At 73.6% G+C, this 15,179-nt stretch carries 13 protein-coding genes; 6 read left to right on the top strand and 7 right to left on the bottom strand.

What is annotated here, in order from left to right; all coding sequences use genetic code 11:
- Positions 1-14 precede the first annotated feature (14 nt).
- On the bottom strand, positions 15-725 hold the full coding sequence (gene ureA, locus ACIHEI_RS32615; protein ID WP_396609235.1) for an urease subunit gamma: 711 nt from the start codon (positions 723-725) through the stop codon (positions 15-17).
- A 181-nt stretch (positions 726-906) separates the two neighbouring features.
- Here ureA and ACIHEI_RS32610 point away from each other — a divergent pair, with 181 nt between their 5' ends.
- The 3 genes from ACIHEI_RS32610 (at position 907) to ACIHEI_RS32600 (ending at position 4,249) form a co-directional block, all read left to right on the top strand.
- Entirely contained in the window at positions 907-1,071 is a 165-nt protein-coding gene (locus ACIHEI_RS32610) for a hypothetical protein (protein WP_396609234.1), read from the top strand.
- A 342-nt stretch (positions 1,072-1,413) separates the two neighbouring features.
- Entirely contained in the window at positions 1,414-1,815 is a 402-nt protein-coding gene (locus ACIHEI_RS32605; protein WP_387645630.1) for an ATP-binding protein, read from the top strand.
- Between the two features lie 250 nt (positions 1,816-2,065).
- On the top strand, positions 2,066-4,249 hold the full coding sequence (locus ACIHEI_RS32600; protein WP_396609233.1) for a SpoIIE family protein phosphatase: 2,184 nt from the start codon (positions 2,066-2,068) through the stop codon (positions 4,247-4,249).
- Positions 4,250-4,452: 203 nt separating this feature from the next.
- Here ACIHEI_RS32600 and ACIHEI_RS32595 read toward each other — a convergent pair whose 3' ends face one another.
- From ACIHEI_RS32595 to ACIHEI_RS32575, 5 genes are all read right to left on the bottom strand, one after another.
- A complete protein-coding gene (locus ACIHEI_RS32595) occupies positions 4,453-5,436 on the bottom strand; it encodes a DUF2637 domain-containing protein (RefSeq protein ID WP_396609232.1) in 984 nt (327 codons plus the stop codon).
- Positions 5,437-5,573: 137 nt separating this feature from the next.
- A complete protein-coding gene (locus tag ACIHEI_RS32590; protein WP_396609231.1) occupies positions 5,574-6,380 on the bottom strand; it encodes an iron-sulfur protein in 807 nt (268 codons plus the stop codon).
- Positions 6,381-6,475: 95 nt separating this feature from the next.
- On the bottom strand, positions 6,476-7,255 hold the full coding sequence (locus ACIHEI_RS32585; RefSeq protein WP_396609230.1) for a hypothetical protein: 780 nt from the start codon (positions 7,253-7,255) through the stop codon (positions 6,476-6,478).
- Positions 7,256-7,450: 195 nt separating this feature from the next.
- Positions 7,451-8,281 carry a hypothetical protein gene (locus ACIHEI_RS32580; RefSeq protein ID WP_392948434.1) on the bottom strand — a complete coding sequence of 277 codons (831 nt, stop codon included), beginning with the start codon at positions 8,279-8,281 and terminating at the stop codon, positions 7,451-7,453.
- A 137-nt stretch (positions 8,282-8,418) separates the two neighbouring features.
- A complete protein-coding gene (locus tag ACIHEI_RS32575) occupies positions 8,419-9,009 on the bottom strand; it encodes an NTP transferase domain-containing protein (protein WP_396609229.1) in 591 nt (196 codons plus the stop codon).
- Between the two features lie 166 nt (positions 9,010-9,175).
- Here ACIHEI_RS32575 and ACIHEI_RS32570 point away from each other — a divergent pair, with 166 nt between their 5' ends.
- Positions 9,176-9,937: an HNH endonuclease family protein gene (locus ACIHEI_RS32570; protein WP_392948428.1), complete on the top strand. Its 762-nt coding sequence runs from the start codon at positions 9,176-9,178 to the stop codon at positions 9,935-9,937.
- A gap of 204 nt (positions 9,938-10,141) precedes the next feature.
- On the opposite strand, the gene ACIHEI_RS32565 is transcribed toward ACIHEI_RS32570, so the two are convergent.
- The gene (locus ACIHEI_RS32565) at positions 10,142-11,272 is read right to left on the bottom strand and encodes an alpha/beta hydrolase (RefSeq protein WP_396609228.1); all 1,131 of its coding nucleotides are present in this window, start codon (positions 11,270-11,272) and stop codon (positions 10,142-10,144) included.
- Positions 11,273-11,403: 131 nt separating this feature from the next.
- On the opposite strand from ACIHEI_RS32565, the gene ACIHEI_RS32560 reads away from it, so the two are divergent.
- Both ACIHEI_RS32560 and ACIHEI_RS32555 read left to right on the top strand, forming a co-directional pair.
- Positions 11,404-13,245, top strand: coding sequence for a hypothetical protein (locus tag ACIHEI_RS32560; protein WP_396609227.1), 1,842 nt, complete (start codon positions 11,404-11,406; stop codon positions 13,243-13,245).
- Between the two features lie 36 nt (positions 13,246-13,281).
- Positions 13,282-15,138 carry a hypothetical protein gene (locus ACIHEI_RS32555; RefSeq protein WP_396609226.1) on the top strand — a complete coding sequence of 619 codons (1,857 nt, stop codon included), beginning with the start codon at positions 13,282-13,284 and terminating at the stop codon, positions 15,136-15,138.
- Positions 15,139-15,179 lie beyond the last annotated feature (41 nt).

The following is a 15,179-nucleotide window of genomic DNA, read 5'->3' as shown; positions in this document are numbered from 1 at the left end:
GCGGGCGTTGGCGGTCACTGCGCGGGCTCCGTGTCGTCGAACTCGGTCAGGTAGCCGGTCGCCCGGGCCGTGGCCAGCGCCGCGTCCTTCGCGCCCGGCGCGTCCAGCGGCCCGTCCACCAGCCCGGCGAATCCGATCGCGACCCGCTCGCCGCCGATCGGCACCAGGCCGACCTCGACGGTGCTGCCCGGGTCGAAGCGCACCGAGGAACCGGCCGGCACCGCCAGGTGCATCCCGTACGCGGCGGCGCGGTCGAAGGCCAGGCGCGGGTTGGACTCGAAGAAGTGGAAGTGCGAGGTCACCGAGATCGGCACCGAGGCGGTGTTGTGCACCGGCAGCAGCAGCGCCTCCTCCACCGGGTCGTAGCCCGCGCCGGCGCCCGGCAGCGCCGCGCCCGGCGCCCCGTCGCCCAGCGAACCCGCGCCGCGGAACGGGTCGTTGACCACTGCCAGGCGCGTCCCGTCCTCGAACACCGCCTCCACCTGGACGACCGTCACCACGTCCGGCACGCCCGGCAGCACGTCGGCGGCGCTCAGCACGGTGCGGCCGGCCTCGATCGCCTCGGCCAGGCGGCGGCCGTCGCGGGCCGCCTCGCAGACGGTGTCGGCGATCAGCGCCGTCGCCTCCGGCACGTTCAATCGCACGCCGCGCGCCCGTCGGGCGCGGGCCAACTCGGCCGCGGTGAAGATCAGCAGCCGGTCCCGTTCGGTGGGAGTCAGTCGCACGGTGCCTCGCTCGTCGAGGGTGGACGGAGGGTGGTCGGTGAAGAGTTTAGAACGACGTTCAAACGCGTCGGCCCCATTGAACCCGCGGCTGCCCGCCATGTCCAGCGTCCGGCCGCGGGCCCGGGACGCCCCGCAGGCGCACGGGAGGGGTGTGGGAGAAGTGGGGAGGAGCTGTGCGGAAGTGGTCGGCAAGGATCGGAATCGACGATCGGGGCGTGCGAGGATCGCGCCGGGGGCGAGCCGACGTACCAGCCCGGAGATCGCCGACCGGCGCACCGACAACGCCGCGCCCGCCCGGCTGTGGGACTGCGCCAACGGCGCCAAACAGGGCCGGCAGATCTCCTGACGTCGAACGGGCACGCGGGTGAGCCGGGGCCCCGGCCCGGGCGAGCGCCCCCGGCTCACCCGCGTGCCCGCGCACGCCCTTGCGCACCGTTCACCACGGGCGTAGGGGCGGATCACTGTTGCAAACGCCGCCGAGTGGGCATGAGGATGACCAGAAGTGGCCGCCGGGCCGGTGGGGGACCGGAGCGGCCGTCCGGAACGAGGGCGGGGGCTGAAGAAGTTGATGGACGGTCAGGCAAGGTTCCCGCGGCAGCGCTCGGCCTCGCGCCGGGAGCAGACGGACCGGCAGGGGCCCGCACAGATTCAGTCACAGCCGGCGGCGAAGCCGCAGGGTCCGGCCCCGGTGCACCAGCCGGAGTGCGCCCTGCACCGCCGGCTGCACGCCTCCCTGGAGGCGGCGGACCTGCCCGCCGTCAGTACCGTCCGGCGCCGGCTGCGGGCCGCGCTCGACCACTGGGGTGTGCCGGAACTCGCCGACACCGCCGAGCTGCTGACCTCCGAACTGGTCACCAACGCGCTGGTGCACACCGGCAAGGGCGCCGAGTTCGACGCCCAGTTCACCGCCGAACAGCGCCTGCGGGTCGAGGTGCACGACCGCACCAGCCACCTCCCCGGCCGCCGCCACCCGAACGAGGACGCCACCTCCGGGCGCGGCCTGCTGCTGGTGGAGGCGCTCGCCGACGACTGGGGAGTGCAGTTGCGCGGGGACGGAAAAGTCACCTGGTTCGAGCTGTCCGTGCTCTGAGCGGGCCCGCCCCGAACCGGTGGGGGGAATTCCGGACCGGCCACCCGGGTGGGCCGTTCGGGTGAGGATTCTCCGGCGGGATCGTGTGCGATCAGTACCGCGCAGGTCACCGGCATTGCCGCCTTGCCGAACATACGAGAGGGTAGTGAGAATGTGTGCCAGTAGGCACACGCAACCATCGCGGTCCGGCCGGCCCAGCAGGGGACACGGAAACCAGCGGCCGCCAGGCAAGGCATCCGGCAGGAGAAGCATGGCCACCGAGCCCGAGGCGCCTGGGCCCGCCCGCCGCACCCCGCCCGCCCAGGCCACCCGGAACAGCACTCCCGCGAACCCGCTGCGCACCGCCGCCGGCCGCGCCGTGCCGTCCACCGCCCGGGGCCTGCCCACCCGCACCGGGGACTCCACCCCCGAGTGGCTCGAACCGGCGATGGCCGCCAACGGCATCGGCTCCTTCGACTGGGACATCCGGCGCGACACCCTGGTCGGCGACCGGCGCGCCTGCACCATCCTGGGCCTGGCCGGCCAGCAGTTCGACCGCAGCTCCGGCGCCTTCCTCGCCCTGCTGCACCCCGAGGACGCCCCCGTGGTGCGCCGCCGGGTCGAACGGGCCGTCGCCGAACTCGGCCAGTGCGGCGCCTACTACCGCACCGTCTTCCCCGACGGCGAACTGCACGCCGTGCGCTTCCGCGGCCGGGTCCTCGCCGACGCCTTCGGCCGCCCCTCCCGGATGGTCGGCTTCGTCTGGGACGCCACCGTCGAACTCCACAAACGCGAACGCGCCGACGAACTCGCCGTGCTGCGCGAGGAACGCTCCCGGTTCATCAAGGAAGCCGCCCGCGCCCTCTCCGAAGCCGTCACCGTCCGCGACGTCACCCGGGTCTTCACCGAACTTCCGCTGCCAGGCCTCGGCCCCGACGGACTCGCCCTCGCCTCACTCGAAGGCGGCCGGATCGCCGTGCTCGGCTCCAGCGGCTACCGCAGCACCCTCGACGCCCAGTTCGACCGCATCCCGCTCGCGCCCACCCACCCCGCCGCCGAGGCGGTCCGGCAGCGCGCCCCGATCTTCGTCTCCAGCCGCGAGGAGTACCGCGAGCGCTACCCCGAGGCCTGGGACTGGGCCGAGAGCAGCGGACGCTCCTCCTGGGCGTTCCTCCCGCTGGTCGCCAGCGGCCGCCCCACCGGCGTCTGCGTGGTCTCCTTCGACGACGACCGCGAACTCGACCCCGACGAACGCACCCTGCTCTCCACCCTCGGCGGACTGGTCGCCCAGTCCCTCGCCCGGGCCCGCCTGCACGACGCCGAACACGAACTCGCCGCCGGCCTCCAGCGCGTCATGCTGCCCCGAACCGTCCCCGCCGTCCCCGGCGTCACCACCGCCGTCCGCTACCTCGCGGCCGGCTCCGGCCTCCAGATCGGCGGCGACTGGTACGACGTCGTCCCGCTGCCCGGCGGCCACGTCGGCCTGGTCATCGGCGACGTCCAGGGCCACGACGTGCACGCCGCCGGCATCATGGGCCAACTCCGCATCGCGCTGCGCGCCTACGCGGCCGAAGGGCACCCGCCGGCCGCCGTGATGGCCCGGGCGTCGCGCTTCCTGGCGGACCTCGACACCGACCACTTCGCGACCTGCACCTACGCCGAGGTCAACGTCGACTACGGCGTGGTCTACGCCGTCCGGGCCGGCCACCTCGACCCCGTGGTGCGCCGCGCCGACGGCAGCACCCACCCCGTTCCGGTGGCGGGCGGACTGCCGCTCGGCGTCGCGCCCGACGAGGAGTACCGGGTGACCCGGTTCAGCCTCGACCCCGGGGAGACCGTGCTGCTGTTCACCGACGGCCTGGTCGAAGCCCGCGACATGGACCTCGACACCGGGTTCGCCCGCCTCTGCGACACCGTCTCCGAACACCTCCCCCCGATCGACGAATCCCCACGCGAGCCACTGGAGGAACTCGCCGACCGGATCGCCTCGCAGGCCGCCGACACCAGCGAACGCGAGGACGACATCGCGCTGTTGCTGCTGCGCTGGGACGGGCCCGCGGGCGGCCGCGCCGCGCAGCAGTTGCGGCGCAGGATCGGGCAGGCGGACCTGGCGCGGATCTCCGAACTCCGGGCGGAGTTGCGGGACGCGTTGCGGCGCTGGGGGGTGCCCGAACTCATCGACACCGCCGAGCTGTTGTCGTCCGAGCTCGTGACGAACGCGATTCGGCACACGGACCGGGACGCGATGTTCACTGCGCGGCTCTACCAGGAGGACGGGCGGGCGCGGCTGCGGGTCGAGGTCGAGGACGAGAGCGATCTCTGGCCGACACGCCGCACGCCCGGCGAACAGGCGTCGTCCGGGCGTGGGTTGATGCTGGTCGAGGGGCTCGCGGATGCGTGGGGCGTGGAGCCTCGCGGCTCGGGCAAGCGGATGTGGTTCGAGTTGAGCAGCTGAGTATTCAGGGGCGCAGCTGAGTATTCAGGGGCTCGGGGGACGGCGAGGCCGAGCTGCGGGTGGTCTGGGGCAGCGAGTGGTCGTGGCTGCTTCGGGTCAGAGACGGGGACCAGAAACGGCGGAACCTTTCAGCGCCCTGTTGATCGCCAGCAGACTCGGCCCCGCCGTTCCCCGGGCCCCTGTCGGGGCTCCGTCCGTTCTCCTCAGCCGAACTGCTGCTCCAGGTCCTTGAGCTTCTGTTCGAGCGAAGCGAGTCTCGTGGTGTCCTCTTCCAGGGTGAGGTCGATGCTGCGGTGGGCGGGGGTGGCGGGGAGGCCGGCGGGGGCTATGGCGGGCTCCGTCGGGGTGGGGGTGGTGGGGGCGGGTTCGAGTTGGCGGGTGTGGCGGGTGCGCCAACTGGTGCCGGGCTGGCGGCCGATGGCGCGGATCTCGGCGCGTTCCCGGCGGGAGGCCATCCTGCGGCGTTCCCGGTTCTCCGCCGAGGTGCGCTTGTCGTCGCGGACCTCCTCGACGGCCTCGTCCAGGGTGCGGACGCCTTCGAGGAGCATCAGCGACCATGCGGCGTAGGTTTCGCGCGGGGCGCGCAGCCAGCGGACCACGCGGATCTGCGGGAGCGGTCGCGGGACCAGCCCCTGCTCGCGCAGGGCGGCGACCCGGGTCTGCTTGAGGGCGCGGTCGAACAGGACGGCGGCCGACAGCGACATGCCGGCGAAGAACTGGGGTGCGCCGTCGTGGCCGAAGCCGCGGGGGGCGTGCACCCAGTTGAACCAGGCGGAGGCCGCGGCGAACAGCCACACCAGGAGGCGGGAGCCGAGTGCCGCATCGCCGTGGCTGGCCTCCCGGACGGCGAGGACGGAGCAGAACATGGCGGCCCCGTCGAGGCCGAACGGGACCAGGTACTCCCAGCCGCCGGAGAGGCCGAGGTTCTGGACGCCGAAGCCGACCAGCCCGTGGAAGGAGAGCGCGGCGGCGACCGCGGCGCAGCAGAAAAGCAGTAAGTAGGAGGCGCCCCCGTAGAGGGATTCGGTGCGGCGGCGGCGTTCCTCGGCGCGTTCCCAGGAGTCCGAATTGCCGGTGTTGGTGGCTGCGGCCGAGCGGCTGCGGGCGAAGGCCAGCAGGGCGACGGCGCCCACGAGGGCGGCTGCGCCGGCGACGACCCAGCCCAGCGGTATGTCCGACAGTCTCATGAGCTGATCAAGCCTCGCTTTCCGCATCGTGATTGAGGGGAACCATCATGGCGGAGATATGCGGGGAATCATGACCGGATCGCGAGCAAAACACCAATTGGGGGGAATTTCGGAATCAGATCAAAATATTGTCGGAGCTATTTGCTGCGGGGGCAGCTGAAACAGGGTTCGGCCGGCCGGACCGTGTAGAACAGGCAGCAGCCGACCCTGGTCCTGGTGCGGTGTCCGCCTTCCTCGCGGAAGCCGGGCGGGCCGACGAACGGGGCCGAGGAGGCGTCGGCGGTCAGCAGGGCGGTCAGTTCGGCCACGGCCCGGGGCTCCTCGTCGAGCAGGGTGGCGAGGTACCAGAGGCCGTTCACCACGTCGTCAGTGGCGAGCGCCCAGAGGGTGCGCGGGCCGCGTCGCACGCGGGGGCGGAAAGCGCGGAGCACCGGCGCGAGATGATCGGCGAGCGCGGTGCGCAGTGCGGCGTCGAGGGCCGGGCGGTCCGGGACGACCAGGGCGTTCGGACGGTCGGCCGCGGGGTCGTCCGGCAGGCAGTGGAGGGCGGTCGGGCGGGCGGTGAGTTCGCCGGTGGCGCGGTTGATCGAGACGCGTTCGACCGGGAGCACCGGGACGCGGCGCTCGAGGAACCACGGCAGGGTGAAGGCGAGGGCGGCCGGCCAGGCGTAGCGGTGCAGGCTGAAGCCGGCGGTGACGTCCGGGCGGGTGGGGGCGCCGTACAGCTCGAGGCCGAGGCGTTCGTCGAAGGCGATCGTCGCGTCGAGGGCGGCCGGGTCGGTGGCGAGGGCGGCGGCGGTGGTCCAGCCGGCGCCGGTGCGCGGGGCGGCCGGGTGGATCCGCAGGCCCGGGAAGACCTCGGTGAGGCGCCGCCAACTCCCGTGCAACACCTGGGAGTCGGCGGCGGTCGGTGCGGGGAACTGCTCGACCTGGTGCGCGGTCACGCGGGCTCCCTGGGTGGTACCCCGGGAGCGGGGCCCGGGCACGGCGCGGTGGACCTGTCCGGGCCACTGCTCGCCCCGGACAGGTAAGGCTCACCTTAGCTGATGCCGTGCCGCGGGTCGCGCACAGCGCCGTCTTCCGGCTCCGCCGCCCTCGCCGGGACCCGGCCCAGCCGCCGCGCCAGCCACACCGGCACCCCGCCGAGTGCCTGGACCAGCCGGGACGCCTCGGCGCGCAGCCGTTCCGCCTCGGCCGGTTCCGACACCTCCGCCAGCGAGGCCAGGGCCGGCGCCACCCCCACCGTGAACCCGAGTTGTTCACGCAGCTTCAGTGCCGCCCCGAAACCCTCCCGGGCCCGCTCCGGATCGCCCGCTGCCGCTGCCAGCCCCGCCAGGTGGCACCAGGTCGAGGAGCGCAGCAGCTCGTCGCCGCGCTCCCTGGCCCCCTCGTGCGCCCGGGTGTACGCACTGTGCGCCGCCGCCGGATCGTGCAGCAGGTTCTCCGCGACCAGCCCGCGCCGGAAGTCCAGCAGTGGCCGGCCCGGCGCCTTCGGCGGCAGCAGCGCCGAGGTGCGGCCCAGCGCGGCCTGTGCCTCGTCCAGCCGGTCCCGGCGGCTCAACACGCTGGCCACGTACGCCAGGTAGCCGCGTGCGCAGGAGGCCGCCGCGCGGTGCTCGCTGCCGGCGACCGAGGCTTCCGCCTGGCGCAGGGCGTCCTCCGCGCGCTCCCAGTGGTCCGCAGTGAACAGGCACTGCTCGATCAGCAGTTCGGCCCGCTGGAGCGCCGCCGTCGGATCCCGGCCGGCCTGCGGGCGGAGCAGGTCCGCGGCCTCCTGCCAGCAGCCCCGCGACCGTAGCCGCCAGACGACGTCCGCCATGCCCCCCGGGGCAGTCCCGTGCACCGACAACGCCACCTCCTTGTGCGCGCCATGCAGCGACCAGCCGGCCCTCCCCAATCCCCAAGGGCCCGCGTCGTGGCGGCAATTCAACACGCGTAGGAGCTTGTGCACCAGATCACGAGCGTGAGGAAATCCGGAAGACGTGCTTCCGGGTGACGGTGGCGTGACGGGGTGTCAGGACGTCCAGCCGGTCTCCATCAGCGCCTCGGCCGCGCCGTTCGAAGGCTGCGGGATGCCCGCCGCGTCCAGCGTGAAGAGGGCCACCAGCAGCTGTTCGCCGCGCACCATGGCCTGCCGGGAGTAGCCGGAGACGGTGAACATCGCCGCCGCGACCTGCTCACTGTGCAGGGTCTCCAGCCACAGGCACTCCACCGCCTTGACGTCGGCCGGCTCCGTCCAGGTGTCCACCCGGGCCACCATCCGGCCGCCCAGCAGACTGGTCGAGTCGCGCTCCTGGCTGGTGGTCAGCTCCAGGTCGTCGAAGCCCAGCCACTGCAAGTAGCGGGCCGCCGTCAGCACCGCGTCCTGCGGGGTGCGCACCGGCTGCGGGCGGAACGGCGGGCGCAGCGCCCGGGCCGGGCCCGAACCGGCCGCGAGCGGGTCCGGCGGGGAGAGCGGCGGCACCGCCGTGGTGTACGGACGGGCCGCCTCGGCCGGACGGGTCGCCCGCGGGCCCGCGCTCTGCAGCTTCGGCGCCCGGTCCACCGGCATCCGCACCGTCGCCCCGCAGTCGCAGGTGAACTCCGGCTGCGGCCACTGGTCGTTGCGCCCGCAGTGCGGGCAGCGCATGCTCACCCAGGAGTCCTCCCAGGAGCGGAACCGCACCTGCACCGGCACCCCGCCGCGCAGCAGCGGCACCCGCAGCTGTGCGCCGCACGGGCAGGGCAGGCTCGGCGGCTCGTAGCGGTGCTCGCGACGGCAGGCCGGGCAGCGCAGTTGACTGGCCCCCGACGGCGAACCGGGGGAGAACCGGGCCGGATCTGCGGCGTCCTCGGGCAGCGGCATGGTGGGCACCGTCCGTCTGGGTCGAGCTGGCAGGGATGCCCTCCATCCTCGCCGATCGGGCTCCGGCCCGGTGCGGAATGAGGCAATCCTGCACCGCAGTTGAGGCGGGGAAAAGGTGCGGATGGGCTGACGAACCGTCAACTGATATGCCATCGGGCCAGATCCGCCGGGGTGTCCAGGTCGTCGGGGGCGGCCACGCCGGTGCAGTCCACCAGGGCGACCGGATGGGAGGACAGCAGGGCGCGGGCGCCCGCATCGCCGGTCGAAGTGGCCAGCAGCTCGGGAAAGTGCGCCGCGCCGATCAGGACCGGGTGCGCCCGGCGCCCGTAGTAGGCGCACGCCGCCAGATCCGTGCGCCGGGCGTGCGACGCCAGCAGCCTGCGCACCGCCTCCGCCGTGACGCCCGGGGTGTCCACCAGCAGCACCAGCACCGCACTCGCCCCGGCCGGCAGCGCGGCCAGGCCCGCGCGCAGAGAAGAGGAAAGCCCGGTGGGCCAGGCGGGATTGTCGACCAGCACGCAGTCGCCGGTGTCGACCCGCGACCGGACCTCCGCCGCCGACGCGCCCAGCACCGCCACGGTTTCGTCGCACCCGCCGTCCCGCGCCGCCAGCAGCGCGTGCTCCAGCAGGGTGCGCCCCCGGTAGCGCAGCAGCGCCTTGGGCCGCCCGCCCAGCCGGGACCCGCCGCCCGCCGCCAGCACCAGGGCCGGCACCCGCAATTCCGTCATGCCGCCAGTCTGCGCCCCCGCCCCCGGGCCTCGGCGAATCCTTCGTACGGACAGGTTTTGCCCGGATTGTGAGGTGTGTCATGCTGCGGCGTGGTCGCCTTGACCCGTGCTTGACCGGCTGGTCTTCTGGTGGGCCGTCAGACTCGCCCACCCGCAGAGGAATACCGTGCGATCCCGCCGCCCCGTCATAGTCGCCGCCCTGTTGCTCGGATCGCTCGCCCTCGGCGCGTGCACCAGTGCCAACAAGGCATCGACAACCGGCAGTTCGAAGCCCCAGTCGGCCCAGTCCGCCTCCAAGGGCACCAACCCGCTGCAGAACCCGGACGGCACCAAGCCCGGCCTGGCGCCCGTCACCAGCGACGCGGACCGCAAGGCGGGGCGGGATCTGATCGGAAAGGTCAAGACTGCCGACGCGGGTCCGAAGACCGGCTACGACCGCGACCAGTTCGGCCCGCCGTGGACGGACAACGTGGACGGTGTCCCGATGGGCCACAACGGCTGCGCCACCCGTGACGACATGCTGGCCCGGGACGGGCAGAAGGTGGAGCACAAGGACGGCTCCGAGTGCGTCGTCACCGGAATGACGATCTGGGACCCGTACACCGGCAAGACGGTGGACTGGAACAAGCAGCAGGCGTCGAAGATACAGATAGACCACGTGATGCCGCTGTCCTACGACTGGCAGCAGGGCGCCTCGCAGTGGGAGAAGCCCAAGCGGGTGCAGATCGCCAACGACCCGCTGAACCTGATCCCGGCGGACGGCTCGCAGAACGCCTCCAAGGGCGACTCCGGCCCCGCCAGTTGGCTGCCCGCCAACACCGAGGTGCACTGCTCCTACGCGATCCGCTGGGCGCAGGTCTCGCTGAAGTACCAGCTGCCGGTGACGCCCGCCGACAAGAAGACCATGCTGTCGCTGTGCGGCGGCTGACGCGGCAGTTGTCGACCGGCGTGGAATGACCCGAGGCCGTTCGCGTCCCCCCCCCCGGGGGGGGGCTCGCGGCGGCGGGCCACGGCTCGCTGGTCGGAGGAACGGAACTGGACGTGGTCATGGGAGACACGTGGGGTGGCGTGCCCGAGAACCCGATGAGGCCGGCTATGAGCGGGCTGCGATCTCCGTGCAGCCCACGGTTCGTCAGCTCGCGGCGGCAGTCGGCTGCGGGAGCCGGCTACCGAGCCAGGTGAGGGCCGGGGGGATCTCCCGGGTCCAGGTGTGGAAGTTGTGGCCGCCGGTGTCCAGGGTGATGGTGGACAGCTGGGTCGGGGCCTTGAACGCGCCGATCATCTGCTGCGTCGCCGGGTAGTTCTCCTCGTTGCGGCTGGTGGCGAGCAGCAGCGAGACCGGCGGTGCGGGCTTGTTCTGGAGCCGCCACAGCAGGTCGTTGTCCTGCTTGACCTCGGCGCTGCCGCCGAACAGGTCGCCGGTGGTCGGGTCGTTGTGGACCTCGTAGTAGCCGGACAGTGCGATCGCCGCCCGGTACGAATCCGGCTTGCGCACCGCGAACTTGACGGCGCAGTAGCCGCCGGTGGAGTCGCCGATCACCGCCCGCGCCTCGGGCCGGTCGTCGATCCGGTAGGCGGTGGACATCGCCTTCGGCAGGTCCTCGGTGAAGAAGGTCTCCGCCTGCGGCCCGTTCGGCACGTCCATGCACTCGGTGTCGCGGTTGGCGACCAGGGTCGGCCGCATCATCACCAGCACCGTCGGCGGCATCTCCTTGGCCTCGATCGCCTTCAGCGTGGACGCCGGGTACTGGAGCAGCGAGATCAGCTTCTCCGGCGTGCCCGGGTAGCCGGACAGCGCGAGCAGCATCGGGAACTTCGTCCCCGCGTAGGCCGGCTGGAAGTACTGCGGCGGCAGGTACACGTACGCCGGGGTACCGGTCAGCCCGGAGTGCTCGCCGCGGATCTCGACCTTCTGGATCACGCCGGAGCGGTCCTGCGCGGAGCCCTGCGAGGAGTACATCTTCTGCTCGCCGGTCACCGAGACGGCCTTGCCGCCCGGCTCGTGGTTCACCACCGTGCCCGGGCTGCCGTCCAGGCCGAGCAGGTCGCTCCAGGTCGAGTAGAAGCCGAAGTACGAGTTGGCGACCAGCCCCATCGCGGCCAGCACCACGATCTGCGTCCCGAAGAACGCCCCCAGCCGCCCGAGCCACGCCCGCCAGCTCCGGCCGCCCAACCGGGGCCAGAGCCACATGGTGGCGGCGAAGGCGGCGATCGCCAGCAGGCTGGCGATGATCTGGATCGGGACTCCGGTCAGGCTCGGCACCCGATGATCGTAAGGTACGGCTTCATCTGGCTCACAGCCGCCTCCCAGCACCTTCCCGGGTTTGCCAAGCACCCCCCAAGGGCATGCCAACTCCCTGCTCTGTCAGTGTGGATCATTAGGTTCCGGTGCTCGTGAGAACACCTGAGGAACTGCACCTGGTCGACTGGGCATCGCTGTACCACGCGTACGGGGACGGCACCGACGTGCCCGGCTGGATCCGCGCGCTGTACTCCGAGGACGAGGCGGTGGTCGACGGGGCGCTGGACGAGCTGTTCGGACGGGTGCTGCACCAGGGCTCGGTCTACCCGGCGAGCGTCGCGGCGGTGCCGTACGTCGCGCACGCCGCCGTGCACGCCGTCCACCGGCGCCACCTCATGCTGGCGTACCTGGCGGCGACCGGCGGTACGGAGGCGGAGACCTGGCCCGGGCCGCAGCAGGAAGGGTGCGGCCTGGTCGCCGAGGAACTGCCCGGCCTGCTGCACCTGATACGCGACCCCGACCCCGAGGTGCGCCGACAGGCCGTGCGGGTGGCCCGCCGCGCGACCGGGGACAGCCTGCGGCCGGCGCTGGACGCGTTGACGGCCTGCCACCGCGACGACCCCGTCGTGCGGGTGCGGGCCGAGGCGCTGACGGTGCTGAGCCGCCTCGACGCCGACCCGGGCCCGCTGCTGCGCGCGGCACTGGAGGACGCCGAGCCGGCCGTCCGGGCCACGGCCGCGCTCGCCCTGCTGGAGGAGGACCCGACCCCCGAGTTGCCGGCGGTCCTGGTGGCGGACGGCGGCGACCCCGACTTCCGGCTGGTCTGGACCGAGTGGTTCCCGGGCGTCGGCAGCACCGAGGACCGCCTGCAGCGCCTGATCAACGACGACCCGGAGCTGGTCCACGAGCTCGCCACCGCCTGGATCGCGGCCGGCGACCACGACGGACGCGGCACCCGCCGCGCGCTGCGGCTGTCCACCCACTGGCGCGGCTACGAGGAGGAGACCGTCGCGCTGCTCCTCGCCGCGCTGCCGCACCAGCGGGAGTGGTACTGGCGGATGCGCGTCCTGGACGGCCTCGCCGACCGCGTCGCCCGCTGCGCCGACCCCGCCGCCGTCGCCGAGGCGGTGCTGCCGCACGCCACCGACCCCGACCCGCGCATCTTCCGGCCCGCCCAACTCGCCCTCGCCCGGGCCGGCGACACCCGCCTGCTCACTACTGTCCCCGAACCCCACCCGGACGCCCTCGACGCACTCGCCACCCGCACCGACGACCTCGACCTGCGCCGCCAGGCCCTCACCCCGCACCCCTGCCCGGGCGGCTGCGGCGGCTCGCACAGCAGCACGGACGAACTCCTCGACGCCCTCACCCCCGAGAGCGCCGTCCCGCTGCTGCCCGAACTGACCGCGCTGCTGCGCACCTGCCCGAACCGTCGCCTCCTCCACCTGCTCGGCGAGCTCGGCCTCACGGACCCCGAACTCCTGGCCGCCCTGGACGAGTTGGCGCAGCGCACCGATCACCTGCTGGCGCCCGCCGCCGCTGTCGCCGCCGCCCGGCTCGGCGCGGATCCCGGGCCGGCCCTCCGCCTGCTCGCCGACCGCCTCGCCACCGACGCCGACCGCCTGCCCGAGGCCGCCCTGCTGGGACCGGCCGGCGCGCCGCTGCTGCCACTGGTGGAGCCGTACCTGGCAGCGGACTTCCCGAGGACGCGGGTGGACGCCGCCGAGGCCCTGTGGCGGATCACCGGCGACCCGACCCGGGCCGTCCCTGCGCTGCTCGCCGAAATCGCCGGGCCCATCCCGACCTGGTCGGCCGTGCAGGCCCTGTCGGTGCTGCGCCGGACGGGCCAACCCCTGCCACCCGGGCAACGGGCACTGGTGGAGGGCTGGCGGGACTTGGACCCGGCCGTGATGGCGGACGAGATCTTCTGGAGCCGGCAGGACGAAGAGCGGCTGCACGAAGAAGTCCGGCTGCTGCTCGACCAACAGCCGTAGGGCCTTGTCAGGGCGCTCGGCTAAGGTCCGGCGTTCGTGAGATCACCTGGGGAACTGCACCTGACCGACTGGGCATCGCTGGAGCACTCGTACGGGAGCGGCACCGACGTCCCCGACTGGATCCGCGGGCTGTACGACGAGGACCGGGCGGTGGTCGATCGGGTGCTCGGTGAGCTGTTCAACCGGGCCCTGCATCAGGGGACGGTCTCCTCGGCGGGGGCCGCCGCCGTCCCGTACCTGGCGCACGCCGCCGTGCACGCCGTCCACCGGCGGGACGACATGCTGGCGTTCATCGCGACCACCGGCGGGGCCGAGGAGGAGTGCGAGGGCGAGGCGGACGAGTTCGGGTTCGAGGACAAGGTGACGGGGCGGACCCTGGCGGCCGGGGAACTCCCGGGCCTGCTGGGCCTGTTGCGCGACGACCCCGACCCCGAGGTACGCCGCCGGCTCGTCCGGGTGGCGCGCTGGGCGGCGGCGGGGGAGTGTCTGCCGCTCGCGGTGGCCGCGCTGACCGCGTTTCAGCGCGAGGACCCGGCGCCCGCCGTGCGGGCCGAGGCGCTGACGGTGCTGCGCTTCCTCGACGCCGACCCGGCCGGGCGGCTGCGGGCGGCGCTGGCCGACCCCGAGCCGGCCGTCCGGGCCACCGCCGCGCTCGGGCTGCTGGAGGCGGCCGAACTTCCGTACCCGGCCGAGCTGTTGGACGTCCTGGTCGCGGACGGCGGCGACCCGGCGTTCCGGGTGGTCTCGGGCGAGTGGTTCCCCGGCGTAGGCAACACCGACGACCGGCTGCGGCACCTGCTCGACGAGGACGCGGAGGCGACCCGGGCCGTCGCCGCCGCCTGGATCGCCGCCGGCGACCACGACGGACGCGGGGCCCGCCGCGCGCTGCGACTGGCCGAACGCTGGCGCGGATACGAGGAGGAGGCCGCCGCGCTGCTGGCCGCCGCGCTGCCCCACCAGCACGAGTGGTACTGGCGGATGAGAGTCCTGGACGGCCTGGCCGATCTCGTCGCCCGCTGCGCCGACCCGGGCCCGATCGTCGAAGCGGTACTGCCGCACACCACCGACCCCGACTGGCGGATCCACCGGCCCGCCCAACTCGCCCTCGGCCGGGCCGGCGACACCCGCCTGCTCACCACCGTCCCCCAGCCCGAAGCGGCCGCACTCGACGCGCTCGCCGCCCGCACCGACGACCTCGACCTGCGCCGCCGGGCCCTCGCCCCGAAGCCCTGCGGCGGGTGCGGCAGCATGCACGGCCGCGCCGACGAACTCCTCGACACCCTCACGCCGGAGAACGCCGCCCCGCTGCTGCCCGAACTGACCGCGCTGCTGGGCGCCCGCCCGACCGTGAAACTCGTCCGCTTCCTCGGCGGCACCGGCCTCACCGACCCCGAACTCCTCAACCTGCTGGGCGAGTTGGTGACCAGGGGCGACCGGAACCTGGCCCCCGCGGCCGCTGTCGCCGCCGCCCGGCTCGGCGCCGACCCCGAACCCGCGCTGCACCTGCTCGCCGAACGCACCGACTGCCTGGCCGACATCGCCCTGCTCGGCCCGCCCGGCGCGCCGCTGCTGCCACTGGTGGAACGCTGCCTGACGGAGGGCCACCCGCGGCAGCGAGTGGAAGCCGCCGAAGCGCACTGGCGAATCACCGGCGACCCCGACCGGGCCCTCCCCGTCCTGCTCGCCGCACTGTCCCGCCGCGCGCCGGCCGTCCACGCCCTCACCGTGCTGCGCCGGATCGGCCGGCCGCTGCCGCCCGAGCACCGGGCGCTGCTCGAGGGGTGGTTGGCCACGGACCAGCGCGTACCGGTCGGGGAGGACCACTTCTGGAACATGCGCGAGGAGGACCGACTCCGCGCGGAGGCCCGGCTGCTGCTCGCCCAGCAGTCCTGACATAGTGACGGCCCGCCGCACCCATGGGGAAGATGCGGCGG

The organism is Kitasatospora sp. NPDC051984 (assembly GCF_044593455.1).
Taxonomy (GTDB): domain Bacteria; phylum Actinomycetota; class Actinomycetes; order Streptomycetales; family Streptomycetaceae; genus Kitasatospora.
Note: the sequence above shows the minus strand (reverse complement) of the source record. Positions and strands in the feature narration are given on the sequence as shown.